Here is a 25,797-nt window from a genome sequence, read left to right as displayed (position 1 = left end):
TTTCCCTGTACAAAAACACAGCTCAGTGGTTAACTAGTAAAGTCGATTAGCCAGTAAATAATGTACCGAGCTGTGTCATGTCTCAATTACTCTCTGCCATTTCCTTAACTTCTCTGACTGGTGTTGGAGCGAAAGTCGCAGAAAAGTTATCAAAAGTGGGTCTTCACTCAGTTCAAGACTTGCTCTTCCACCTCCCCCATCGCTATGAGGATAGAACACGCATCTACCCTATCATCAAACTGCATCCTGGTTTGTGGGCTAGTGTTCAAGGCAAGGTAATGAGTGCCGACACTTTGTTTGGGAAACGCCGCATGCTGGCAGTAAAGGTCAGTGATGGTAATGGGACGATTACACTAAGATTTTTCAATTTCACTGCCGCAATGAAAAATAACTTTAGTGAAGGCAAGCAAGTCCACGCTTATGGCGAAGTAAAGCGAGGGAGCACGGGTCTGGAAATCATTCACCCAGACTACAAATTTTATGCATCTGACCAAGTCACCAAGCTTGAAAAGACGCTGACCCCAGTCTATCCAACGACTGACGGTCTGCGCCAGCTTACGCTACGTAGTTTAACCGATCAGGCTCTGGAATTGCTTAACAAGACAGCGGTACAAGAGCTCTTACCGGCTGGGCTATACGATCAACAAATCTCCTTAAACCAAGCGCTGCATATCATACATAGGCCCACTCCAAATATAGATCTGGAATCCTTCGATCAAGGTAAACATCCAGCACAAATTCGCCTTATCATGGAAGAATTATTGGCGCAAAACCTCTCCATGCTATCAGTAAGAAGTAAAAGTCAGAAAGACACCGCTTTCCCTCTGTCTGAAAAAACAGGACTAAAACAAAAGCTGTTGCAGCAGCTACCTTTTTCTCCCACTCACGCACAGTCACGAGTTGTAAAGGAAATTGAACAAGATTTAGAAAAGCCTCACCCTATGATGCGTCTGGTTCAAGGTGATGTGGGATCTGGGAAAACCTTGGTTGCAGCACTCGCTGCACTGCGAGCGCTTGAGCATAATTATCAAGTCGCTCTTATGGCTCCAACTGAGCTTCTGGCAGAACAACATGCGATTAATTTTAAACAATGGCTTGAGCCAATGGACATTGAGGTGGGTTGGCTGGCCGGAAAACTCAAAGGTAAAGTCAAACAAGCGGAGCTGGCAAATATTGCCAGCGGCCAAGCTCGAATGGTCGTCGGCACCCACGCCTTGTTTCAAGAGCAGGTAAATTTTCATAACTTAGCGCTGGTGATTATTGATGAGCAACACCGCTTTGGTGTACATCAGCGCCTTGAACTGAGAGAAAAAGGGCAAAAGCAAGGTGCATACCCTCATCAGCTCATTATGACCGCAACCCCGATCCCCCGCACTCTAGCGATGACAGCCTATGCCGATCTGGAAACTTCTGTGATTGATGAACTCCCCCCAGGCAGAACCCCTATTCAAACCGTCGCCATCCCTGACACCAAACGCGACCAGATTGTTGAAAGGGTGCGCAATGCATGTCTCAATGAAGGCAAACAAGCTTATTGGGTTTGTACCCTAATTGATGAATCAGAAGTACTCGAAGCACAAGCAGCAGAAGACACCGCTCAAGAATTACAAGCAAAATTACCCGAGGTAAAAATTGGTTTGGTCCACGGCCGGATGAAACCAGCAGAAAAACAGTCAGTCATGCAGGATTTCAAGGATAACAAACTGCACTTATTGGTTGCGACAACGGTAATAGAAGTTGGTGTCGACGTACCAAACTCTAGCCTAATGATTATTGAAAACCCAGAGCGTTTAGGTTTAGCTCAGCTTCATCAGCTGCGAGGAAGAGTTGGTCGAGGCAGTGTCGCCAGTCACTGTGTTTTGTTATATCACTCGCCTTTATCGAAAACGGCACAAAAGCGCTTGGGCGTGCTTAGAGAAAGTAACGATGGATTTGTGATTGCACAGCGCGATTTAGAAATTCGCGGGCCAGGAGAGTTACTCGGCACCAAACAAACTGGCATTGCCGATTTTAAAATCGCAGATTTAGTGAGAGATCAGCACTTAATTCCCGAAGTTCAGCGCGTCGCGCGTCATATTCATGATAACTACCCAGAAAACGCAAGTGCAATTATTGAACGCTGGCTTGGCGAGAGAGATATCTACTCCAAGGCCTAATCTAGGGTACTTAAAGCAATGTAGATCAGTCTTTTACTTGTAAGATTTCATCCCAAGGCAGGCTCTGATCGCCAAGCACAATAAAATTCGGGTTTTCTAATGTTTCTCGCTCATTATAGGAAAGCGGTTCAAGTTGGGTACTTAATATGCGTCCTCCCGCTTCTTCAACAATGCACTGAGTCGCAGCTGTATCCCATTCACCAGTAGGCCCAAGGCGCAGATAACAATCAACAGCCCCTTCTGCAACCAGACAAGCTTTCAGGGCTGCAGATCCGAGTGGAACCAGGTCGTAATTCCATCGACTGTTCATTCGGCTGGTAATACGGCTAATGTCTTGCCTGCGACTTATTGCCATCGCAATTGAATCGGCTTGCCCTTCATGATGCAGCGTATTAATACGCAGGCTCTCATCCATATCAGGGATCTTCCACGCGCCTTTATTCTTGTAGGCATAATAAGTGACGCCTGATACTGGACTATAAACCACTCCCATAACCGGCCTGTGATCTTCCACCAGCGCGATTATGGTGGCAAAGTCACCACTGCGAGCAATAAACTCCTGAGTCCCATCTAAGGGGTCAACTAACCAGTAGCGATGCCAATTCGACCTTTTCTCTAAGCTAACATCCGCATCCTCTTCAGAGAGTACAGGCGTCTCTGGAGTAAGCTCGGTGAGCTTTTCCAGTATCAGTTTATGAGCAGCAATATCGGCACTTGTCACTGGAGTCTGATCATTTTTAGTATAGGCTTGGTAGTCTTTTTTCTGATAGATATCAAGTGTTAACTGGCCCGCCGCCCGAGCGATATCAATCACGGCTGGCAAATGCTGAGAAAAGTCTTCGGTCATTGGCATAATTAATCCTTCAAGGCTCTACATTGGTTATGGTTTTAGGGTACGTAGAGCAAGTAATAACGCTGTTATACTGCGCGCTTCACTAAAGTCGAGGTGAGTAAGAAGCTCTTCTGCTTGAGAAAGTGGCCAACGAATCACTTCCAAGGGCTCTGGTTCATCACCTTCCAATTGTTCTGAGTATAGATCTTCTGCAATAAACAAGGTCATTTTACTCGAAAAATAAGAAGGAGCGAGGACAACATCTTTGAGCGGCGTAAGTTTATTAGCTCCTAAACCAATCTCCTCTTTGAGCTCTCGGTTTGCAGCATCAATGGGTAGTTCCCCGGGATCCACTAGGCCTTTTGGAAAACCCAGTTCATAAGACTCAGTGCCTGCGGCATATTCCCTAACTAGCAATAAGTCCCCTTCTGTTGTCACCGGCACCATCATAACCGCCGTTCGACCACTGGGTTTCATTCGCTCATAGGTTCGCTCGACGCCATTACTAAAACGTAAATCAAGCGTCTCAACAGTAAATAGCCTAGACTTTGCTACCGTCTGTTTACTCAGGATGATGGGAAGGTTTTGCTTAGCCACTCACTACTCCTTAGTCTGGTTAAGCCACTAATATATGAGAAAACAAATAGTTTTGAAAACAAAAAAGGCTGACTTTATCTCCAACCTTTCAAATCAAGACAATTGATTTTTCTTACTGAGCCAAGTTTATTTAGTAGTAAGAGTGCTCTCCGCGATCATGTTCTGTCGCATCACGAACCGCTGTCAATTCGCCTTCAAATTGCTGCAACAGCTCTTTCTCAATGCCTTCTTTAAGAGTTACGTCAACCATAGAACAGCCATTACACCCCCCCCCAAAGGCAACAATAGCAACGCCATCATCAGTAATTTCAACCAGATTGACGTGTCCGCCATGCCCAGCTAACTGAGGGTTAACTTGGGTTTGAATCGCATACTCAACACGCTCAAGCAATGGCGCATCATCTGCCACCTTACGCATTTTAGCATTGGGGGCTTTTAGGGTCAGTTGAGAGCCCATTTTATCGGTCACATAGTCAATCTCGGCGTCTTCAAGAAAAGGCAAGCTTAGTTCATCAATATACGCAGAGAAGCTTTGATATTTAATTTCTGTGTCCGAAGATTCAATGGCTTCCACTGGGCAATAAGAAACGCCACACTCGGCATTCTGAGTACCAGGGTTTACCACAAACACGCGAATGTTTGTACCTTCAGGTTGCTGACTTAATAGGTTAGCAAAGTGCTGCTGGGCATTTTCAGTAATAGTAATAGAATTTGACACGACGAATACCTGAGTAATTTTGTAGGCTATTTACCTCTCATTTTACTCCTGATTTCTGCAAGATCTAGCCCTTTAGATCAAATTCGCACCACTTAGCTTATCCCTTGGTTCGGAGGTTCGACAAATGCAATATATATCAATCCTTTTCACTCCATGCTGAGTAAGAAGTTCACACAAAGGTTCAACTGTACTTCCCGTGGTTAGAACATCATCAACAATGGCGACATGTTCAGCATTAATGGGGAGATGCAGCTTAAAAGCCTGCCTGACATTGCGTTTTCTTTGCTGTTTAGTCATACCTTGTTGGCGCACTGTTGCTCTAACTTTGCGAAAAATGCCACAACAGTTGACCTGCATAGATTGACTAATTTCCCAAGCCAAGTGCTGGCTTTGGTTATAGCCTCGATATAAAAATCGCTGCCAGTGCAGTGGCACAAAAGTAATCAAGTCAGGTTTTTCCCTAAGATGAGGAGTAAGGAGTAAAGCCAGCGTTTTCGCATGCCAACATTGTCCAGAATATTTTAATCGATGGATATAGCTTGCCAGCGGGTGTTGATAGTCACCGACACAATACAAGCGCGACCAAGGAGGCGGTGAGACAAGACAGCGCCCACATTGCTCTACTTTGACCGGAACGATAAGCCCACAACGTAAACAACGAGACTGACGAGTCATATTATCCAGACAGATACGACACACAATGGGATGTGAATACGGCTTCTCAATAGGTAAGCCACATAAGTCGCAATGTTTAGGTAACAGGTAAGCTGTGTATTTACCAATCCAATCGGTTAACATATGCCCTGCGCCTGCCAAATCAGTAGTCAGGATAATTTAGCCGTTTAAATGAAATCTTAAGGATGAAAAACGTGGTACAAACTGAGAGCAAACACGCAGCGCCATACTGGCAACGTAGCGGTCAAGGCAGTGACTTGATTCTTATCCACGGCTGGGGAATGAATGGGGCGGTTTGGCATCAAACTGCCGAGCAGTTAAGTGAACATTTTCGAGTTCATGTTATTGACCTGCCCGGTTTTGGCCACAGCAATCATCTCACGTTTAACACCTTAGAAGACTTGAGTCAGCAAATTCTGACCGAGGCGCCGAAGAACGCGACCTGGCTCGGCTGGTCTCTGGGCGGCTTAATTGCTACACACATCGCCTTACAACACCCCGAGCATATCGCTAAATTAATCACGGTTGCCAGCTCACCAAAGTTTTCTGCGCACAAACAATGGAAAGGAATACAGCCCAAAGTGCTCAACAATTTCACTGAGCAATTAGTCGATGATTTCAAACTCACAATCGAGAGGTTTATGGCCTTGCAGGCAATGGGCAGTCCTTCTGCGCGTCAAGATATCAAAAGCCTTAAACAAGCGGTATTATCTAGGCCACTACCCAATACTGAGTCACTCATTGCTGGCCTAGAGCTGCTCTCAAGCATCGATCACAGGCACCTTCTCAAACAGTTAGATATTCCAACCCTTCGTTTGTATGGTCGCTTAGATGGCTTAGTTCCCAAGCAAGTGGCAACAGAGGTCGATGCACTCATGCCGATAAGTGACAGTCATGTATTTAGCGCTTCCTCACATGCCCCCTTTATCACAGAAAATGAGCAGTTTTGCCAAAAGGTCATTCACTTCGCCAAGGCAAAATAAAAATAATTCAATCAATAAGCTAAAATTTTAATCAAGTAAGCCGATAAGTAACTAAGTCAAGAAAACGCTGTTTTATTATGCGTTGTTGACTGAGCGTGAGGAGGTTAAGCAATGCTCGTATCACCTACGAACGTAAGCGTACCGCTGATCGCTCCATCGGTTAATGTGCAAACCGAACAGGTTGCACGAGACAACAAGGTTCGCGAGCCCGTCAACCCTACGGTGGCATTAACCAAAAGTAACGCAGAGCGCCAAGTTAAAGCGGACGATAAAAGGCGAAAACAATCTTCTTGGGATCCAGCCGAGCATCCTAGCTATGAAGCCAGTGAAGAAGAAGTGAAGCCGACTTATCATGAGAACCCTAACGATACTCTCGACAGGATTTTCAAGCTAATTGCTCTAGATAGCTACAGCAAGGATCAAGGCAAAGGCTACGCAATGCGCTTTCGGTTACCAAGGTACATTATTGATGCAGCGATCACCGAAGGGAGAATGGCCAAACGCAGAACCATCATCAAATTTCATTATGGCGATGCGGTTGCACCAAACACTCCTTCGGATGTCATAGCGGTGTTGTAATAAAACGCTTGATACTAATAAAAAACCCCCGTGTACGGGGGTTTGTATCGGCCTCGGCGTTATTTTTTCGCTTTGGCAAAAGCGGCAGCAAAAGCGCCGCCCATCGCATTATTTGATGATTCATTACTGCGGGCCGGAGTACGGCCCTGTTTTTTATTTGCTGGTGCCGCACGTTGTGAGCGGTTATCTTGCCCAGGCTCATCGGTAAGGCGCATGGATAGACCGATACGCTTGCGCTGAACATCGACTTCCATCACTTTGACTTTAACGATATCGCCTGCTTTCACCACCTCCCTTGGATCAGAAACAAAGCGATCGGTTAATGCCGAAATATGCACTAGACCGTCCTGATGCACACCGATGTCAACGAAAGCACCAAAGTTGGCCACATTAGACACAACACCTTCCAATACCATTCCCGGCTCAAGATCGGACACCGCATTAACACCATCGGCAAAAGTTGCCGTCTTAAACTCTGGGCGAGGGTCTCGGCCAGGTTTATCAAGCTCTTTGATAATGTCAGTTACCGTAGGCAGGCCAAAGTGCGCATCAGTGTAGTCAATCGCATGCAACCCCCGTAAAAAGTGAGTGTCGCCAATCAGCGCATCCACTTTCTTGGCGTTTTTTTCTGCAATGACTTTGACTACAGGATACGCTTCTGGGTGAACCGATGAGGCATCCAATGGATTTTTACCTCCCATAATACGTAAAAAGCCCGCACACTGCTCAAAAGCTTTAGGCCCAAGGCGAGCGACTTTTTTAAGCACAGTGCGCGCCTCAAATCGACCATGTTGATCGCGAAAGTCGACAATGTTTTGTGCAATCGTACTAGACAAACCTGCCACTCGGCTCAACAGCGCAGGCGAAGCTGTGTTGACGTCAACACCAACAGCATTCACACAATCTTCAACCACAGCGTCTAAGCGTTTCGCCAACATAGATTGACTAACATCATGCTGGTATTGGCCCACACCAATAGACTTAGGGTCGATTTTTACTAACTCAGCTAAGGGGTCTTGCAGGCGGCGAGCAATCGAAACCGCCCCTCGAAGTGAAACATCCAAATCAGGAAACTCTTTGGCTGCCAGCTCAGAAGCCGAATACACAGACGCTCCAGCCTCACTAACCATAATTTTTTGCACTTTAAGATTATGACGTTTCACAAGATCTGCAACGAAACTATCGGTTTCACGCGATGCGGTGCCATTGCCAATCGCAATCAAATCGACTTGATGCTTTTCGACTAATTTGGCGACAACCTGAGCCGACTTATCGTATTGTTTTTGCGGAGGGTGAGGATAAATGGTATCCGTCGCTAGCACTTTACCTGTTGAATCTACCACAGCGATTTTTGAGCCGGTTCTCAAGCCTGGATCCAATCCTAAGGTGGCTCGAGGACCAGCAGGCGCTGCCATTAAAAGGTCTTTAAGGTTAGTAGCAAAAACTTCTATTGCTTCAACCTCTGCTCGTTCTTTCATCGCACCCATGAGCTCAGTTTCCATGTGCATTGACACTTTCACGCGCCACGCCCAGCTGATCACTTGCTTACGCCAGCCATCACTTGGGGCCTCGCTTAGAGTAATACCATAATGATCGGCAATAATGGTTTCACAATAAGACTGACGAGCACCTTGCTCTTGCGAAGGGTCCGCATTCATGGTCAGTGTAAGAAAGCCTTCATTACGACCACGCAGCATGGCAAGCGCGCGATGAGAAGGCACTTTATTTAAAGGCTCAGAGTGTGAGAAGTAATCTTTAAACTTCTCTCCTTCGCGCTCTTTTCCTTCAACAACTTTCGATTCGAGTTCTGCGTGACGGTTGAGATATGAACGTATTTTTTCCAGCAGGTCGGCGTCTTCTGCGATTTGTTCCATGATGATGGCTCTTGCACCATCAAGCGCCGCTTTGGTATCTGCTATACCCTTTTCCAAATCAATATAGTCAGAGGCTTGTTGCTCAGGATCATGTTCAGGATGATTCCACAGTGTGTCTGCCAATGGCTCAAGGCCCGCCTCAATTGCAATTTGTCCCTTAGTTCGACGTTTAGGTTTAAAAGGCAAATACAAGTCTTCCAAACGGGTTTTACTCTCCGCTTGGTGAATATCTTTAGCCAATTGGTCGGTGAGTTTACCTTGCTCCTCAATCGACTTTAGAATGGTCTGACGGCGATCCTCTAGTTCCCTTAAGTAAGCGAGCCGGCTATCTAGATTACGTAATTGGGTATCATCCAAACCACCTGTCGCCTCCTTTCGATATCGGGCAATAAAAGGGACGGTATTGCCGTCATCAATTAGGTCAACAGCAGCAGTTACTTGCTCAGGACGAACATTAAGTTCTTGAGCAATCATTTGGCAGATAGCTTGGCTCATCCGGTGATTCTCTTCATTCTTAGTGATGGGATTTATCCGTAGAACATTGGGGTTCTATACAGAATTTGCAATGTTTTTAACTATGTTGAGTAAAATTTACCAACTCCTGATAGACATCCAGCAGATTTATGTCAAAACTGGAACAACTGAAAGCAGATCACCTCTGAGTATTAGAACATACCTTTGCGCTTAATAATCTACGGGAAACTATGATGAAGAAACTGTCTTCGGCCTTAGTGCTAATGGTGGCTTTACTTGCCAACCCATTGACCTGGCAGCAAGTCCTTGCAGCCACCACACAAAGCCCTATTTACCAGCTCGATAACAAACCTGTATTAGGCCGAGTCGAAAACGTCTACTTCAGTGATATTTCTGAGCTTGCTCAGGTACCTTTTGCTGGCAAAATTGATACTGGTGCTGATAGCACCTCCATTCACGCAGAAAATGTTCACTTATACAGCAACAACCCTAAGTTTAAAAAGTATCAAGATGACCAACTTATGTGGGCAGTTTTCGGTGATTTAATTGGTACCGATGGAACTTGGGATGCTGAAAAATTTGCCGCAGCAAGCTGGGATGACGACAGCTTTGATGCCTATCAAGTCCACGTCACTTTTGAGATACCAAACCCTATAACAGGCAAGACAATACCCGTCGATAAAAAGCTGGAGAAGTTAAGTGTTATCCGCAGCCGCACCAGCCAAGCACCTATTTTACGCCCTGCAATAACACTACCTTTGACGATAGCGAACAAGAAAGTAGAGACTTTGGTTAATTTAACTGACCGTTCTCACTTTTCAGCTCCAATCCTAATTGGCAAAACCTACCTTAACAACAATGCTTGGGTGCTAGCCGGATATAACTACCTTCAAGAGCAGCTCAATGCAAAGATGATTGGCAAAAAGGACATAGTCACCATCTCTGACATTCACTATAAAACCAGCATTTCAACCACAGCTCGCTATACCAGCGCCCATGCACTAAACATCCAAGTAGACAAGAAGAATAAGCAAGTATCGTTTGTTCTGGAAGGAAAGAATAAACAGCGTCAAACCATGAGCTTGCCTTTAGTTCGGATGCTGAAAACCAGCAGTGGTGAACGTCCTTTGGTTTACCTACCCGTCACAATAGATAAGACGCATAACCAAAATTGGTTGGTCTATTTGCGCGACCGGAGTAAGTTCAGCTCGCAAATTAGAATTGGTAAGGATTTGGCAAGCCAGCACTTTGTTATCGACACTGACAAAGAGAATTTACTTCAAGGCAACAAGTCATTTAGTGCCGCTTTAAAATCTGACCCTCTGGTGATTTCGCCGCAAGAATCCATCAAACTGGATAATATTAGTCTGCCTGCCTACCCAACTTTTGCGGTTAAAACCCCTTTACTTCGCGTAGAAAGTTTCGAGATCACTGAAAAGGATAAAAAAGAAGTGGTGACTTTCTATCTACCAACAGAGACAGGGAAAGCGGAAAGAATCACAAAACCTGTGATTAAAAAGCTCAAAGTAGGTGACTCCGTACGCCCAGTGATTGAAGGAGATGTCCAGCTTGGCAGTAAAGCGCAACCAATGAATATTGCTCTGGATATCCTAGATAAAGATAAGCATCAACAGCCCTTTTTTGTATTGGGTCATAACATCGCCAAAGGTGGCGTATTCTTAAACACACGGTCAGATAATCTACTGGAGAATGACCCAATTTTTAAAGCTGGCCATATTGAAGTTGCGCAAGTCGAAGGTATATCTTTTCCGGTCAAGCTTGATACTGGCGCGGATGTCAGCTCGATAAACGCTTTAAATATCAAGCAATTTAGAAAAGATGGCCAAGACATGGTTAGCTTTACCTATCAAAACGACGCAGGCATGAGTAAAACTTTTACCAAGCCCGTCGTAGATACGATGCGAATTAAGGCCAAAAAAGGGGAGAAAGCCAATGTTAGACCTGTGGTTGAAATGCAAGTAAAACTCGGTAACTTGGAAAAGAGAGTGAGAGTAAACCTTCAAGATCGCAGCCGCTTTCATTACAGCATGATTTTAGGCAAAAACTTCCTAAAACATGGTGTAATGGTCTCTAGTGAAACCAACTATATGGTGACAGACAAGCCTGATTACGAGAAATAATCAATGCTCTACCGCCGCACAGCTGCGCGGCGGTATTCTAACTAGGGGTGACGCCATCAGCCTTATAATCAATCCTGTTTACAAACCACTCTTTCTCCCCTTCAGGGGTTCTTACCATCACTTCATCATCAATTTCTTTTTTGAGTAGCGCTCTCGCCATGGGTGAATCAATCGAAATATAGTCCTTTGCATCGCCGTAAATTTCATCCGGGCCAACAATACGAAACTTTTTCACTTCGCCCATTTGGTTTTCTACTTCCACCCATGCTCCAAAAAAAACCTTTCCCTCTTGCTGAGGCGAATAGTCAACGACTTTAACCTGTTCTAAACGCTTTCTAAGGTAGCGAACCCGTCGATCAATTTCTCGTAAGCGCTTTTTGTTATATTGGTAATCCGCATTTTCGGAGCGATCGCCTAACCCAGCCGCCCAAGTGACTTTTTTGGTCACTTCTGGGCGCTCTTCTTTCCACAAAAAATCAAGTTCATCTTTTAATCGCTGGAAACCTTCACGGGTGATCAAGTTTGTTTTCATTGCTTCAATACTGCTTGGTTGATCTTGGCATATACATTAGCTAAAAAGGATCAAAAAGGTAATAATCATTAACAATTCTTTTGACTACTTTTTACTAAAGGGTGTTACATTTTAGTCGCAAGGCAAAAGTCCTAGCCCCTCACTCTGAGCACTGGATATACAAATAGGTGGAAGCATTCTATGCAAGAAAAGCACAAAATTTTGGTTGTTGATGACGATGCACGTTTACGTGCACTGTTAGAGCGTTACTTGTCTGAGCAAGGCTTTCAAGTACGTAGTGTTGCCAACAGCGAACAAATGGACCGCCTATTGACCCGTGAAAACTTCCATTTAATGGTGCTGGATCTCATGTTACCAGGAGAGGATGGCTTATCTATCTGCCGACGGCTACGCAATGCAAACAGCACTCTTCCGATTTTAATGCTAACCGCCAAAGGCGATGAGATCGATCGCATTGTCGGTTTAGAAGTAGGCGCAGATGACTATCTACCTAAACCATTTAATCCCCGCGAACTGCTTGCTCGAATCAAGGCCGTATTACGTCGTCAAACGGTTGAACTTCCCGGCGCTCCTAGCGCTGAAGAATCTGTGGTCGAGTTTGGTGAGTTTAGCCTTAATCTAGGCACGCGAGAGATGTTTAAAGGCGAAGAATCCATGCCTCTGACATCTGGGGAATTCGCCGTTTTAAAGGCACTGGTCACCAACGCCAGAGAGCCCATGTCTCGAGATAAGCTGATGAATATGGCCAGAGGCCGAGAGTATTCTGCGATGGAGCGCTCGATTGACGTACAAATATCACGCTTACGCCGCATGCTTGAACTCGACCCGAGTAAGCCACGCTACATACAAACTGTCTGGGGGCTAGGTTATGTTTTTGTTCCAGATGGCAAAGAGGCATAATAGCTAATCCGGTAAGCATGCGAGCTTATGTCTCGCATTTCTTTTATTCATTGTGACTAAGGTTACTGGCATGCGTATTACTAGCTCATTTACCCAATCAATTTTTATCTTTTTCACCTTACTTATCGCAAGCCAAATTTATTCTTATTACGCTGTTTTCAACTACGCTTTAATGCCCAGCATGCAACAGTTCAATAAGATTCTCGGCCATGAAATCAGCCTTATGCTCGATGATTCTGCAAATGCCGAGCACCAACTCCAAATGGATGCGCCACTGCGAAGGAGAGTGCTTGAGCAGCTCGGCGTTACTATTCACAGTGAGGATAGCCCAATTGCGGCCGAGTATTATCAGGGAATGAGCATAGATCTTATGAGTGAAGAGATGAGCAAAGAGCTAGGCACTCAAACCGATGTGCGCATGACGCTCGGAGCAGACAGCTATATATTATGGATGAAAATCGACTCCTTACCCGGCTCCGTTCTTCGTATTCCACTGTCCGAATTACATGAAGAAGACTTTGCGCCACTGTTTCGCAATAGCTTATTAGTGGCTTTACTAATTGTTGCAGGAGGTTGGCTTTTTATCCGTTTACAAAACCGGCCCCTTATTGCGCTAGAAAAAGCCGCCAAAGGTGTGGGACAAGGTGAAATCCCTCCTCCTTTACCAGTTAAAGGAGCATCAGAAATTCGCGCCGTTACCCGCGCTTTTAATCAAATGGCCAAAGGCATTCAAGCACTTGAAGAAGACAGAACCTTACTCATGGCTGGTATTAGTCACGATTTAAGAACACCATTGACACGCATTCGTCTCGCGACCGAAATGATGTCACCACAAGACAGCTATCTTGCTGAAGGTATCATCAGCGACACTGAAGAATGCAATCAGATCATCAATCAGTTTATGGATTATCTAAAACCCGTCGACAGAGAAACGTTTGTTGCTGTTAATCTAAACGACATCGCCAATGAAGTGAGCTCTGCTGAAGGTGGATATGAAGTAAAAATCGAAACTGAGTATCACAGGCCACTCAAGTTTGCCTATGGAAGCCCGATTGCTATCAAGCGCGCCATTACTAACCTTGTGATCAATGCTATGCGTTACGGCAATGGCTGGGTTAAAGTCAGCACGGGTATCACAGCAGATAATGCACTTGCATGGGTTTGTATTGAAGATAATGGACCAGGGATCGAGGAAGGTCAGATAGGAAAGCTGTTTGAGCCCTTTACTCGAGGGGACACGGCTCGTGGAAGTGAAGGCACAGGGCTCGGTCTAGCGATAGTTAAACGCATCGCCAATCAGCACCAAGGCAGCGTCACTATTAATAATCGCAGCAATGGCGGACTTAGAGCGCAAATTAGTTTTCCAACCATCAAAGCTAGCTAGCCCAATCTCGATATTTGCCACAAATATAAACGCCTATTTCTGGCAAATATCTAACTCAAGTTGCGGTCTTTAGTTAAGCTTACCTTGGTAACTAAGCTGATAGCGGCCTTGCCCATCTGGCGAGGGTAGCCACTTCAATTGCTCCGCGAAAGCTTGAGGGAAACTTTCCCCAGGCTTAAACCATGCCGATGCTTGATAAGTGTGATTTGAGCTAAGTTCAAGATCGCCTGAACTTACCACATCTTGACTGCTTTGCTCCGCTTTCACCTTTATGTCACTATTGTCACAAGTAAAGTTGGCAATAACTGGACCTAGCTTTAGTTCGTCAAGAGGAGTAACAACTTTGTCTGTATTCCACACCAATGAGCCGGTAGCCGATTGACAATATGGCGCAGCATAAACCATAGATTGAATACTCAATTCCACTTTACCGCTAAGTTCAATTGGAATGGGAAGCGGCGGAGCTAGCTCAAGGGCTTTCTCAACAGGAAGAGAAGCAACTAACTTGTGGGCATAAGGACCAGACATACTTAAACCGACAGTTCCTCGCCCGGAGATATGCATATCGCTACCCTGACCAAAGCGTACTTGCGCCTCTGCTTTACCGAGCAGGAGCTTAAGTGGTGATAACTGCCAGTTCAGAGAACCATAGTTACTATTTTGCCACTGAACAGCATCAGCTCGACCATTCCAAAAAGAGCCTGTGACCCCGCTTACCATAAGCTGTTGGGGCAAAGGCAGATAATTCAGCGCTATCTGAGCGGGCAAATGTGCAATAGCACTTATTAAAAACACCATAAACAGAGCCAAGCTCAGCAGAATTATTTTTTTCACTGCAGACTATCCTTTTACAAACTGGAGGCGCTTAATTTCAACAGTTCCTTCTTGATCGCCTTTATCAATATCCATAAAAGTTGCAGACACACCATAGTTTTCTTTCAAGAAAGTCATCCAATCAATCAAACGATTAAATGGCATAGGTTGCACCCACACTTGCAGCTCCTCGCCACGAGGCTGGACCCTAACAAGCTCCGCATCAAAACGAGAAGCGGTAGAAGAGATAGATTGGTTTAAAGGTAAACCGGATGAGGACATACCGCCTTTTGCGCGAAGTTGATTAATAGTGTCCGCTTTATCCTTCACCCAAGTCAAAAGCTGCTTTTCATTTTGAATGCGCTGCGTCGCGGCATCTGCCCTTTGAACCACAGGCTGTATAATGCCCCAATAGAGGATACCCAAAAACAAAAATGCACCGCAAACCATCAACATACGTTGCTCACGTTGGCTGGCCTTCATCCACCAAAGCTGTATTGATGTTAATAACTGCTTCATCTCCACCTCTTACAGACGCTTAAGCACAAAAGTACCATTGACTAAAGAACCTGACTTACTCAATTGTCCTTGCTCAACAGTGAATTTATCTGACATCAGCTCTCGAGCTTTTTCAAAGGTTTGAAAGTCATTACTCTGTGCTTGCAATCGCACCTCACCTCTAGAGCCATCGTATTTAAAGCTGGTCAATTTCAGTCCCGGAACTTGCTTCATCACTTGAGGCATTTTTATCATCCAATCAAGTACGGAATCGCCACCGCCACCAGACAACATTTTTTCCTCTCGCAGCAACTCCCGCTTCATATAAGTGATAGTTGGAATTTTATTTTTGTTGGTTATTTGACGAAATATACGTTCACTCTCACTGCGGTAAGCATTGGCTTGCGCTTCAGCATTTTGGATGTGCAGCCAGTTATTTACACCGACCACAAAAAGCAGCACACCAGCCGCTATACCCGTTTTGCGCCAAACTTTAAGGTGGCGACCAAGTGAAGATTTGGGCTTAAACTCACCCGATAGAAGGTTCAATTTACTTTGTACTGCACCTTCTGCCAGCAGTTGCATCACCAGTTTAGGTGACTCACTTTTCCAGTCTTGATCTTGGCTTAACTCTATATTGGGCAAAGGCGAAAACGCCTTAAGCAGCAGATAATCATCACCTTGCTTAACCCATCCAGATTGTGCCAGAAGATGAAGCCAAGATTCTTCAATACTCATGGCTTGATAAGAGCCTTTTTTTACCAACCACTGACCATCCACTTCTACTGCTGTGAGGCTTATCTCTTCTGAAACTGGTAAGGCAAGCGCATCTGGTATCACTTTGCGCACCACAAGGCCTAGCTCACGAAAGTCAGCAATAATGGCCTCCAACCAACAATGATCTATTCCGCACACATGTGCTTTACCATCTTGCTTAGCAAGCACAGTAAAATGTAGCTCATCAACATCTTGAGCAATATCATCCTCAAGCAGAAATGGCAGCATCGACTCGAGCTGACGATTTGCCCCAGCAGGAATATCGACTTGAGTTAATACCAAGTTGGCAGTCGACACCAACAAAACTAACTGACGCCCTTGCGCATAGTGGGTAAGATCTGATATATCCTGACGATCCTGCAGCTCACCGCTCGCTATCACTTCCTTTTGGATTTCAGACCAAACCAGCCACTGAATTATCGCTGTTTTATTTTTGCTCAGCCGAACGATTAGAAACTCGTTCACCGATCCCTCCAAAGCGACGGCGTACTACCGTTGCAGTTTTTTTGTCATCACTAAATAACAGGCTGCGAAGTCGCACCCTAGAGTTATCCACCAATACTTCAGCATCCATTTCAAAATACTTGCTATCGACACTCAAATACTTTTTTACTTCCTTTTTGACTTCATCACTCAAACTACTCAACGCAGCTTGACTCATAAAGTTGTCTATCGAGGCCCATCCATCTGGGCCTCGACCATCCAAAATTTCTTTTGCTTGTGATGCGCTCAAGTTAGGATAAAACATAGCAACCAGCAAAGCGGCATGCTCTGCCGGTATAGTATTCACATTAAGGCGTAAATCACTGGTGGGCAATGCGCAAATCATAGAATTAATTTTTTCCATGGCATCGCCACTGACTTCTTTGACCGCTCGCAGCTCACTGCTATCCGCGAGCAAAGTATTAGCGCTTAGATAGGCTGGAGACAAACCCTCATAATAGCTATCTTCAGCGCCTGAAGGTGAATTCACCGAATCATTACTATCGGTATACTCCCAAAGAGACTGAGATATTGTTTCCGCCTGATAGTTCTCTACTTCTAACTCTTCAAGTAGGTTTTGAAACCTAGCCACCAAAAATGGCACCTGAGAGGCACCTGCACTTGCCCCTAAACCCGCCAATGCATTGATATTAAAGCATGCCTGTGCATCAATTAACTTGCCACTAACAGTACCATAATCGAGTGGTAAACTATTAAATTCATTGGCCCAAGGCTGAGATAGGTTAATACTATCTGGGTTATCTTGATAACTTTGCTCGATGCCATATTTCGCCAAAGCTTCAACACTCAAACTATACCAATAAGCTTGCTGGTAATTTATCTGATTTTGCGCGCGCTTAAATTGGGTAAAAAGCCGATCAGCCATACTCGCGGCAACGCTCACCATGACAGCTAAAAGAAGCAAAATAACGATAAGGGCAACCCCCTTCTGAGAGCGCCTCATCATTGCGTCTTCTCCTCTGCAGTACTTACTTCACTGCCAGCAACTAAATAAATGCGCTCAATCTTGCCATAATCCTTCAATTGCAATTCGACAGATACTGCCTTTGGCAGTGCGTCTTTCTTGGTCCATTCTTTTTTCCAGTCTGCACCTTCTAAAAACTTAACGTCAAAAGACTCTACTTTATCGATAAGAGGTAAAGAGATACCCTCTTGGCCCGCTGGAGTATCAGCATAACGCCACCACACTCTCTCAAGCACATCATCTTTTATTCGATAACCGACTTTGCTGATCTCTCCTCGAGGGAATTGCTGCTGTGGATTATGCCAACCTAAACGAGTAAACATGATCCCTTTTGCATCAGAGTCCAAAAGATACTCCTTCCATTGCAGCAACATACCATTGGATTCTGCGCCGTTGGTTCGGGTTTGACGTGTCGCCATCTGGCGAAAATCACCATCCATATAAACGAGAGTTCGCTGCAGCACTTTTAATCTTTCACTACGCTCAAGTGACAAAGCATTACTGCGCTGCACCTGATTCAGCACTTGATAGGCACCAACACTTAAGCTAGCAAAAATAGCAATAGCAACCAGTACTTCAATAAGAGTAAAACCCGACGGCTTGAGAGGCATTTTATTTTTGTACATAGCTTCTTACCGTTACCACAGGAGAGCCTTTTTCACTGGTCGCAACCTTAACATCAAAAGCTTGAAGAATATCACCTTCGGTTGCTACTGGCTCTATCGACCAAAACCACTCTCGACCAGCTAATTCATCTTTACCTTTCTTTTTGCTCGGCTTGCTTTGTGACAGTAAGACTTGCGCCATTTGGTTATCCGCCACCAAGGCAGCGAAGGTTTTTTCTTCAAGATAACTGAGCGTATTAATATGCTGACTGACCGAACGAATCGTTGCAATAGCAGCGGTGGCAAAAATAGCTAAAGCAATTAATACCTCTAATAACGTCATTCCGCGTTTAGCTTTCATCAAGACTCTCTCCTGGAGCTAAAAGCACTATCTGACCATTCTCTTTAGCGGTAACTTTCCATGCATCTTGCTCTTCATCACCTTGTCGCGGATAGATAGAGACTGTAAATGGCGTCACCTCTCCGCTAGAAACAATGAAGATTTGCGGAGGCGGAAGTTTTTTCTTTTCAAACAGATCGTCAAACAGTTCATCATTAAACAAACCATCAGGTTTAAACAACCTATCATCATTCCAAGAACTGCCACCCAAGGCTAAGGATATGGTCGCTGACTCTTCCACCTTTGTTTCATAGGGGATTTGTTCAATGTTGAGTTTTTTCCAGCCTTCACTTTCTAGTGTCATCAGATAATAAGTAGACTTTTTTTCATCCACTCTTAAACCATAATCGCGCCCACTCAACATTGCCTCTTCATTAAGCAGCAAGAGACGTTGATAGAGTGACTGTGCTTGCTTCTTTGATTCATCTTTAGCATTAGTCGGTAGGGTTGAAATTACCGCGACAGATGCCAATGAAACTAATACTAAAACAAGCAAAATTTCGAGCAATGTAAATCCTGCTCGAAAGCGATTTAAGTGTGTTTGATGCATAGGAAAAAGAGGGCGGCTTATTATGCCGCCACTACCTTATTGAAAGTCCTGAATGTTCCAGTTGCCTATATCGGCATTTACACCTTCACCACCTTCTTGGCCGTCTGCTCCCAGTGTAAAGATATCCACATTGCCGTGATCGCCAGGGCTTAAGTACTGGTAGTCATTACCCCAAGGGTCTGTCGGCAGGCGCTTAACATAGCCTCCCTCGCGGTAGTTACGAGGCTCAGGGCTGGACGGTTTTTTAACCAATGCTTCTAAACCTTGATCTGTGGTTGGATAAACACTGTTATCCAGTTTGTACATATCAAGTGCATTTTCTAGCGCAACAATATCCGTAATGGCTTTCTGCTGGTCAGCTTTTTCTTTATTACCTAGTAGGTTAGGGACAACAAAACTGGCTAGAATACCCAGAATAACAATAACGACCATTACTTCTAGCAGAGTGAAACCAGACTGCTTACTCATATTTCCTTTCATTAGATTCTCCAAATAAAAACTCGTATCAAGACGGGAAAAGTCACCTGACTATGACTAACCACTCATTAAGTTATTCATTTCCAAAATTGGCATCATAGTGGCCATCACAATAAACAGAACCAGCCCGGCCATCAAGGCGATAAGAGCTGGGGTAAAGATACCTAACGCAATATTGACTGTGGATTCAAAATTCGCATCTTGGGTATCCGCTGCGCGGGTGAGCATGCTTTCCAACTCTCCACTTTGCTCACCACTGGCTATCATATGCAGCATCATTGGCGGGAATAACTTAGTTTGTTCAAGAGATTTTCTAAGGCTCGCACCTTCACGAACATTATCTGTAGCACTTAGAACTTGCTGTTTTACATAGTGATTAGACATCACATCAACCGCGACCTTCATACCTTCAAGTATCGGGATAGCACTTGAAGTACAAATGGATAACGTGCGTGCAAAACGTGACGTATTTAAGCCACGTGAGATTTTGCCGATTAATGGCATATGTACAACTTTACGATCCCAGCTCAAGCGCAAATTGGGTTTGCTCAAAGCAAACTTAGACGCATAAACCAAAGCCACGATAACAAAGAAAATCTGGATTCCCCAATGTTGAATAAAATCACTCGATGCCAAAAGGATCTGAGTCGATTGAGGTAATTCCTGCCCCATTTGCACAAATTGACCAATAATTTTAGGTACCACAGCCGCCAATAAAAAGGCCACAATGCCAATCGCAAAAACAACCAGTACCACTGGATAAATCATGGCTTGTTGCAGCTTTGAGCGCATTTTTTGGCGATTTTCTGCATAATCAGCCAAGCGCTCCAAAACAGCATCTAAATGACCCGACTTTTCTCCTGCAGACACCATAGAGCGAAACAAATCATCGAAGATATGGGGAAAATCAGACAGGCTGTCAGACAGGGTATAACCCTCCGTCACTTTCGAACGAACCGCCAAAAGCATGGTTCGGATACGTGGCTTTTCTGATTGCTCAGACACGGCCTTAAGACATTCCTCCAGCGGCATACCCGACTGCACCAAGGTAGCGAGCTGACGGGTAATCAAAGCTAAATCAGGGGTACTAATACCACGTTTGAAGGTAAACGCCGCTTGCTCATTTTGCTTCTTGGCTTTTTGCCGTGTTTCTGTCACTTCAATCGGAATTAGACCCTGCTCTTTAAGGCGAGCACGAACTTGGCGAGCGTTATCACCTTCAATAACACCCTTTTGGTTTTTTCCCTTTTTATTTAGAGCTTTGTATTCAAATGCTGCCATTAACCTTCCTTCGTCACTCTCATTACTTCTTCAAGAGAGGTAATGCCATTACGAACCTTGCTTAGACCATCTTGACGAATACTTGGCGTATATTGGCGAATCACTTTTTCAATCGCTTGTTCACCGGCTTCACTATGAATACTCTCTTGTACCTGCTCATCGACAACAAGAAGCTCATGAATACCGGTACGACCTCGATAACCTTTGTTATTGCAGTGTTCACACCCTTTGGGCTTGAACAGAGTTAGCTCATCTTGCTCATTAAGTTCGAACAGCTTTTTCGTCTCTTTATCCGCTTGATAAGGCTCTTTACATTCGGAGCACAAAGTCCGAACCAGACGCTGAGCCAAAACACCAAGTAGTGAAGAAGAAATCAGAAATGGCTCAATTCCCATATCTCGCAAGCGAGTGATTGCACCAACAGCAGTATTGGTATGCAGGGTCGACATAACCAAGTGCCCGGTCAAAGAGGCTTGAACCGCGATTTGAGCAGTTTCTAAGTCACGTATTTCGCCCACCATAACCACATCAGGATCTTGACGTAATATTGCTCTCAGGCCGCGAGCAAAAGTCATATCAACTTTAGGGTTTACCTGAGTTTGTCCTATCCCATCAATATCAAATTCAATCGGATCTTCAACGGTAAGAATGTTACGCTCATTACTGTTAAGCTCCTGAAGCCCAGCATACAAAGTGGTCGATTTACCTGAACCTGTAGGACCAGTAACCAAAATAATGCCATGGGGGCGTTCAATCATGGTACGAAAGTTCGCGTGGTTCTCAGGTGTCATTCCTAGACTGTGCAAATCAAGACGAGTGGCATTTTTATCGAGTAGTCGCATTACCACACGTTCGCCATGTGAAGATGGCATGGTCGACACACGAACATCAACTGCTCGACCACCAATACGCAGTGAAATACGGCCATCTTGAGGAATGCGCTTTTCTGCTATATCCAGTTTGGCCATAACCTTGACCCTAGAAACTAACAAAGGAGCAAGCTTTCTACTTGGGGACAACACATCACGTAAAACACCATCAATGCGAAAACGAATAGACAGCGCTTTCTCGAAGGTTTCAATATGAATATCCGAAGCACCTTCTTTGATCGCTTCGCCGAGCATGGCGTTAATCAACTTGATAATTGGCGCATCATCGTCAGACTCTAATAAGTCTTCATCTTGTGGCAAGTCTTCTGCCAAAGAGAAAAAATCATCGTTATCGGCACCGAGATCTTCCATCAACTGACGAGCTTCCGATGAATCGCGTTGATAAGCTTCTGTGAGCTTGGTATCAAAAGATTCTTTCGATACTTCTTGGATTTCGAAACCTTCACCAACAATTCGCTTAACTTCAAGCAGTGCTTCAAAAGCCAAAGGAGCTACATAGTAGAGGACCAACCCTTGCTCACTCGGCTCCAAGACCATTTTAAATCGATTAGCAAAGCTAAAAGGTAAGCGGCGAAATGTGATTACTTCATCCATCACTGGGCTTCCATCTGATCCAAGAAGGCCTGTATTTCTGCAGGATGTCGAATGTCATCTCCAAACTTTGGCAATACTGGTACTGGCACATCGCCCATCAGCTTGATACCTTCCTCTGCTTTATACAGCTGCTCTGCACGGATAAAGTTGTATTTACGCTGCGTGATACCATCAGCCGTTAAGCCATCACGCATGATAGTCGGCTTAATAAATACCATCAGATTCCTTTTCGTCTTTTGCGAACTGGTGGATTTAAATAATCGGCCTAAGTAAGGAATGTCACCCAAAAGCGGGACCTTAGACTCACTTTCTGTAGTTTGCTCATCGATAAGACCGCCGAGTACTATCATTTGTCCATCTTCTACCATAACCGTGGTATTGAGCTGACGCTTGGCAAAACTCACATCCACCGCTGCATTAGTCGTTGCTGGCAGCACATTGGACACTTCTTGGGTAATAGTCAATTGGACTGACGTACCTTCATTGATTTGCGGCGTAACCGTCAGCTGAACGCCTACGTCTTTACGTTCGACCGTTTGGAATGGGTTGTCGTTGTTTGAGCCCGTCTGCGAACCTGTTATTACCGGAACCTCCTCGCCAACGATAAATTTCGCCTCTTCATTGTCAACCACAGTAATACTTGGTGAAGATAGGATATTAGACTGAGTATCGCTTGAAACGGCACTGATCAAGGCCGTCCAATCCCCCATAACAACGCTGAGTGCAGCACCATTCACACCGCCCAACGCTGAGGCTAGAGTATCGTAGCTACCAGATTCTGTTATTGGCACACTATCGTATTGTTGCGTGGTTGCGTTATATCTCTGCTCTATCGTTGTTTGGTCTTTTGCCTCTTCCAAGCCAACCAGAACTTGACCTATTTGCGCTCCCGAATTTGGATATTGAACCACTGCGCCGGTTTCCAGCGAACCCCACTGCACGCCTAGATTAATCCCATCACCCTCTGACATTTCTACAATTAAGGCCTCAATTAAAACTTGTGCTCGGCGAATATCAATCTGAGATATCACATCAAGCAAAGAGTTCATAATATCTGGCGGCGCGGTCAAAACCAAAGCATTAGTCCCTTCATGAGCTGAGATCATCACCTCACTTCGCTTGGAAGTTTTTGCCCCTTTAGTCCCCGTTGACTTCTCATCTTCAAGGTTGTCTGATACCCCTTTCAACACATCGACCAAATCTTCTGCTTTGGCATACTTCAGATAGACAACACGGTTGTTGCCCTTAGTTGCCATTTCAACATCAAGCTGCTTAATAAGCTTGCGCAACCTCTGGCGAACCTGAGGATCTCCAGAGATTAGAATAGAGTTGGTGCGATCATCTGCAACCAGTTTAGGTTGAAGGAAAGCTGGGGTGCTTTTGTTATCTGTGGTCTTATTCAAAGCCTCAACGATACGAACCATTTCCGCAGCCGAGGCGTTATCAAGCTCAACCACTTCAATTTCTTTGTCGCCGGCTTGGTCTACTCGTTTAATGATATCGGCTAATCGGTTAACTACAGCAGCGCGGCCTGTGATAAGAATTATGTTGGCAGGGTCATAGTGAACCACATTACCAGCTCCAGCATTGTCGTTAAGCTGACGCAACAAAGGAGATAACTCCCTAACTGACACATTACGTACAGCCACCACACGGGTCACAACAGCATCACCGCCAATGGCGCCATCACCAACGACTGGGATCGCAGAAGTTTTCGCATCTTTTGACTTGATAACCTTAATAACACCGTTATCCATTTCAACGACCGCGTATCCATAGACTTCCAGAACATTAAGAAAGAAGCTGTAATATTGCTTTTCCGTCAGCATATCATAACTGCGAACATCTATTTTGCCCCGCACTGAAGGGTCAACAATAATCGTTTTTTCTAGATTTCGGCCAACAATATTAATAAATTCCTGAATATCTGTGCCTTTAAAGCTCGCACTGTATTCATTCGCCACTACCGCAGCGGGAAACGTCAATAAGCTTCCTGCTAAAAGCCAAGCGCTTTTTTTAAGCCAATGGTTCACCTTCTACTCCTCGGAATGATGTATGCGTTTGCATCATTATTATAATTCAATATAAATTTCAAAAGATTGGCCATCCCTTTCTACCGTCAGATTGAGCTCTGTAAGCGAAGACATGTTTTTAAAAATCTCACCCATAGCAGCAGGGTTACTCAGACTTTGGCCGTTAATCTGCGTTGCGACATCTCCAGGTTTTAGACCAACCGATTCAAACAACTCTTTATCTCTGCCTGGGGACAGACGATACCCTATGACTTCACCATCCCTTTTCATTTGAGACATGCGAACATATTGGAAAATTTGTTTGGGGTCTTTACGGATGGCCGTACGAATTTCATCTAACTTATCAGCTGATACCTCTGCCTTGACTGATTTGGATTTCGGCTGAGGTTGAGGATCTTTAGTGTATTTTAACCCTTCCAACATGACTGTTTCATTGCGGCCTGAGTTATCCACTATAATGCGGTCATAGAGTACTTCAACGACTGTCGCTCTTGTACCTTCAAGTGTTTCACCAATACCATAGGTGGCTTGTTGGCCTCTGTTGGACACTACCGCTAAGTTTTTGCCCTCTTCACTACTGGTTACAACACCGACGAGAACAACGCTCAAACGACTTTTAGGTGCTTCAGTGACCACTTTTTTCTTCACTGCCGGAGCATTCGCCTGATAGCGACCAAATAAATGGCTATTTTGTAGATCAGCAATATTTAAGCCTGCTCCTTTCTCAACATTATTCGAAAAAGTAGAAGGCTTCCAAGCCGTCACTGACTGAGATTCCAGCGGCTGCCAAATTAAAGCGCCAGCAACCCATGCACTCATTGCTAGCAATATGACGGTTGTCACTGCACTTAAGCGATCCTGATTTTTCACAAAAGTGTCCAGTTGAATTACACCACGAATATTCACTCACAATCCTTTCGATAACCAGCTGACAAAGCTATGCTAGGTATTTGTTACTTAGCAAGTATTTTTAAATTAACGTTTTCGTTTGAACTGAGCATTCTACCAAAATATTCAACCACCAACACTGTAATCGAACTGATTAACACACAAAGATACATAATTTTGTCATGTACCTTGAAAAATGAGCGCTGTGTCACCATTGTTAGTCAGATAATTTGGCACAAGATTGATATCAGTCAGAGGTTAGTATCCACTATGGTTGCAGAAATTGAAGCAGTGAGGCTCGATAAATGGCTCTGGGCTGCTCGCTTTTATAAAACACGCTCCATTGCTCGTAATATGGTCGATGGCGGGAAAGTCCATTACAATGGTCAACGCAGCAAACCAAGTAAAACCGTCGAGTTAGGAGCCATCATTACACTTCGCCAAGGTCATGAGGAAAAAACCGTGGTGATAGAAAAGATTTCTGACCAAAGGCGCGGAGCACCAGAAGCACAAACTCTGTACAGTGAAACTGAAAGCAGTCTTGCTAAACGTGAAGAGAATGCAACGCAGAGAAGACTTCATGCTCACAACCCCAGCCCCGATCGCCGCCCAGACAAAAAGCAGCGACGCGATATAATTAAATTTAAACACCAATAAATATCAGCCTGCATGCCGCTG

At 44.7% G+C, this 25,797-nt stretch carries 25 protein-coding genes; 7 read left to right on the top strand and 18 right to left on the bottom strand.

Annotated features, from left to right (window positions below):
* The first annotated feature begins 77 nt into the window (after positions 1 to 77).
* Entirely contained in the window at positions 78 to 2,156 is a 2,079-nt protein-coding gene (recG, locus tag DPF90_RS08360) for an ATP-dependent DNA helicase RecG (protein WP_114785883.1), read from the top strand.
* 25 nt (positions 2,157 to 2,181) lie between these two features.
* Here the strand turns inward: recG and cysQ are convergent, their stop codons facing one another.
* The 4 genes from cysQ to DPF90_RS08340 form a co-directional block, all read right to left on the bottom strand.
* Positions 2,182 to 3,009: a 3'(2'),5'-bisphosphate nucleotidase CysQ gene (gene cysQ / locus DPF90_RS08355; RefSeq protein ID WP_114785882.1), complete on the bottom strand. Its 828-nt coding sequence runs from the start codon at positions 3,007 to 3,009 to the stop codon at positions 2,182 to 2,184.
* Positions 3,010 to 3,036: 27 nt separating this feature from the next.
* The gene (nudE, locus tag DPF90_RS08350; protein WP_114785881.1) at positions 3,037 to 3,585 is read right to left on the bottom strand and encodes an ADP compounds hydrolase NudE; all 549 of its coding nucleotides are present in this window, start codon (positions 3,583 to 3,585) and stop codon (positions 3,037 to 3,039) included.
* Positions 3,586 to 3,715: 130 nt separating this feature from the next.
* Positions 3,716 to 4,303: a Fe-S biogenesis protein NfuA gene (gene nfuA / locus DPF90_RS08345; RefSeq protein ID WP_114785880.1), complete on the bottom strand. Its 588-nt coding sequence runs from the start codon at positions 4,301 to 4,303 to the stop codon at positions 3,716 to 3,718.
* A gap of 72 nt (positions 4,304 to 4,375) precedes the next feature.
* Positions 4,376 to 5,101 carry a phosphoribosyltransferase family protein gene (locus DPF90_RS08340; protein ID WP_114785879.1) on the bottom strand — a complete coding sequence of 242 codons (726 nt, stop codon included), beginning with the start codon at positions 5,099 to 5,101 and terminating at the stop codon, positions 4,376 to 4,378.
* A gap of 62 nt (positions 5,102 to 5,163) precedes the next feature.
* Here DPF90_RS08340 and bioH point away from each other — a divergent pair, with 62 nt between their 5' ends.
* On the top strand, positions 5,164 to 5,961 hold the full coding sequence (gene bioH / locus DPF90_RS08335; RefSeq protein ID WP_114785878.1) for a pimeloyl-ACP methyl ester esterase BioH: 798 nt from the start codon (positions 5,164 to 5,166) through the stop codon (positions 5,959 to 5,961).
* A 111-nt stretch (positions 5,962 to 6,072) separates the two neighbouring features.
* Positions 6,073 to 6,540 carry an ATP-dependent Lon protease gene (locus DPF90_RS08330; RefSeq protein ID WP_114785877.1) on the top strand — a complete coding sequence of 156 codons (468 nt, stop codon included), beginning with the start codon at positions 6,073 to 6,075 and terminating at the stop codon, positions 6,538 to 6,540.
* Positions 6,541 to 6,599: 59 nt separating this feature from the next.
* On the opposite strand, the gene DPF90_RS08325 is transcribed toward DPF90_RS08330, so the two are convergent.
* Positions 6,600 to 8,909 (bottom strand): Tex family protein, encoded by a 2,310-nt coding sequence (locus DPF90_RS08325; protein ID WP_114785876.1) that lies wholly within the window; start codon positions 8,907 to 8,909, stop codon positions 6,600 to 6,602.
* 209 nt (positions 8,910 to 9,118) lie between these two features.
* On the opposite strand from DPF90_RS08325, the gene DPF90_RS08320 reads away from it, so the two are divergent.
* On the top strand, positions 9,119 to 11,029 hold the full coding sequence (locus DPF90_RS08320; RefSeq protein WP_205395178.1) for a putative ATP-dependent zinc protease: 1,911 nt from the start codon (positions 9,119 to 9,121) through the stop codon (positions 11,027 to 11,029).
* 37 nt (positions 11,030 to 11,066) lie between these two features.
* Here DPF90_RS08320 and greB read toward each other — a convergent pair whose 3' ends face one another.
* Positions 11,067 to 11,561, bottom strand: a complete 495-nt coding sequence (gene greB, locus DPF90_RS08315; RefSeq protein ID WP_114785874.1) for a transcription elongation factor GreB — start codon at positions 11,559 to 11,561, stop codon at positions 11,067 to 11,069.
* A 180-nt stretch (positions 11,562 to 11,741) separates the two neighbouring features.
* Here greB and ompR point away from each other — a divergent pair, with 180 nt between their 5' ends.
* Both ompR and envZ read left to right on the top strand, forming a co-directional pair.
* Positions 11,742 to 12,461, top strand: a complete 720-nt coding sequence (gene ompR / locus DPF90_RS08310) for an osmolarity response regulator transcription factor OmpR (protein ID WP_114785873.1) — start codon at positions 11,742 to 11,744, stop codon at positions 12,459 to 12,461.
* Positions 12,462 to 12,531: 70 nt separating this feature from the next.
* The gene (gene envZ, locus DPF90_RS08305) at positions 12,532 to 13,845 is read left to right on the top strand and encodes a two-component system sensor histidine kinase EnvZ (RefSeq protein ID WP_114785872.1); all 1,314 of its coding nucleotides are present in this window, start codon (positions 12,532 to 12,534) and stop codon (positions 13,843 to 13,845) included.
* A 69-nt stretch (positions 13,846 to 13,914) separates the two neighbouring features.
* Here envZ and DPF90_RS08300 read toward each other — a convergent pair whose 3' ends face one another.
* Genes DPF90_RS08300 through gspC form a run of 12 tightly spaced genes read right to left on the bottom strand, consistent with a single transcriptional unit; the run spans position 13,915 to position 25,137 of the window.
* A complete protein-coding gene (locus DPF90_RS08300) occupies positions 13,915 to 14,679 on the bottom strand; it encodes a type II secretion system protein N (protein ID WP_114785871.1) in 765 nt (254 codons plus the stop codon).
* Between the two features lie 6 nt (positions 14,680 to 14,685).
* Positions 14,686 to 15,177: a type II secretion system protein M gene (locus DPF90_RS08295; protein WP_114785870.1), complete on the bottom strand. Its 492-nt coding sequence runs from the start codon at positions 15,175 to 15,177 to the stop codon at positions 14,686 to 14,688.
* 9 nt (positions 15,178 to 15,186) lie between these two features.
* Positions 15,187 to 16,398, bottom strand: a complete 1,212-nt coding sequence (gspL, locus tag DPF90_RS08290) for a type II secretion system protein GspL (protein WP_114785869.1) — start codon at positions 16,396 to 16,398, stop codon at positions 15,187 to 15,189.
* Positions 16,361 to 17,380 carry a type II secretion system minor pseudopilin GspK gene (gene gspK, locus DPF90_RS08285; RefSeq protein WP_114786017.1) on the bottom strand — a complete coding sequence of 340 codons (1,020 nt, stop codon included), beginning with the start codon at positions 17,378 to 17,380 and terminating at the stop codon, positions 16,361 to 16,363. The genes gspL and gspK overlap by 38 nt, the downstream gene beginning before the upstream one ends.
* Positions 17,380 to 18,027: a type II secretion system minor pseudopilin GspJ gene (gene gspJ, locus DPF90_RS08280; protein WP_114785868.1), complete on the bottom strand. Its 648-nt coding sequence runs from the start codon at positions 18,025 to 18,027 to the stop codon at positions 17,380 to 17,382. The genes gspK and gspJ overlap by 1 nt, the downstream gene beginning before the upstream one ends.
* Positions 18,014 to 18,367 carry a type II secretion system minor pseudopilin GspI gene (gspI, locus tag DPF90_RS08275; protein ID WP_114785867.1) on the bottom strand — a complete coding sequence of 118 codons (354 nt, stop codon included), beginning with the start codon at positions 18,365 to 18,367 and terminating at the stop codon, positions 18,014 to 18,016. Before gspI ends, gspJ begins: the two co-directional genes overlap by 14 nt.
* The gene (gene gspH, locus DPF90_RS08270) at positions 18,357 to 18,956 is read right to left on the bottom strand and encodes a type II secretion system minor pseudopilin GspH (RefSeq protein WP_114785866.1); all 600 of its coding nucleotides are present in this window, start codon (positions 18,954 to 18,956) and stop codon (positions 18,357 to 18,359) included. Before gspH ends, gspI begins: the two co-directional genes overlap by 11 nt.
* Positions 18,957 to 18,992: 36 nt before the next feature.
* Entirely contained in the window at positions 18,993 to 19,436 is a 444-nt protein-coding gene (gspG, locus tag DPF90_RS08265) for a type II secretion system major pseudopilin GspG (protein WP_114785865.1), read from the bottom strand.
* A gap of 54 nt (positions 19,437 to 19,490) precedes the next feature.
* Entirely contained in the window at positions 19,491 to 20,714 is a 1,224-nt protein-coding gene (gene gspF, locus DPF90_RS08260) for a type II secretion system inner membrane protein GspF (protein ID WP_114785864.1), read from the bottom strand.
* On the bottom strand, positions 20,714 to 22,198 hold the full coding sequence (gene gspE, locus DPF90_RS08255; protein WP_114785863.1) for a type II secretion system ATPase GspE: 1,485 nt from the start codon (positions 22,196 to 22,198) through the stop codon (positions 20,714 to 20,716). The genes gspF and gspE overlap by 1 nt, the downstream gene beginning before the upstream one ends.
* Entirely contained in the window at positions 22,198 to 24,231 is a 2,034-nt protein-coding gene (gene gspD, locus DPF90_RS08250) for a type II secretion system secretin GspD (RefSeq protein WP_114785862.1), read from the bottom strand. Before gspD ends, gspE begins: the two co-directional genes overlap by 1 nt.
* A gap of 39 nt (positions 24,232 to 24,270) precedes the next feature.
* A complete protein-coding gene (gene gspC / locus DPF90_RS08245) occupies positions 24,271 to 25,137 on the bottom strand; it encodes a type II secretion system protein GspC (RefSeq protein ID WP_114785861.1) in 867 nt (288 codons plus the stop codon).
* 252 nt (positions 25,138 to 25,389) lie between these two features.
* On the opposite strand from gspC, the gene hslR reads away from it, so the two are divergent.
* The gene (hslR, locus tag DPF90_RS08240) at positions 25,390 to 25,776 is read left to right on the top strand and encodes a ribosome-associated heat shock protein Hsp15 (protein WP_114786016.1); all 387 of its coding nucleotides are present in this window, start codon (positions 25,390 to 25,392) and stop codon (positions 25,774 to 25,776) included.
* Positions 25,777 to 25,797 lie beyond the last annotated feature (21 nt).

This window comes from Vibrio tetraodonis, from assembly GCF_003350295.1.
Classification (GTDB): Bacteria; Pseudomonadota; Gammaproteobacteria; order Enterobacterales; family Vibrionaceae; genus Vibrio; species Vibrio tetraodonis.
The sequence above is the reverse complement of the archived record's forward strand: the minus strand, read 5'-3'. Positions and strand labels throughout refer to the sequence as shown.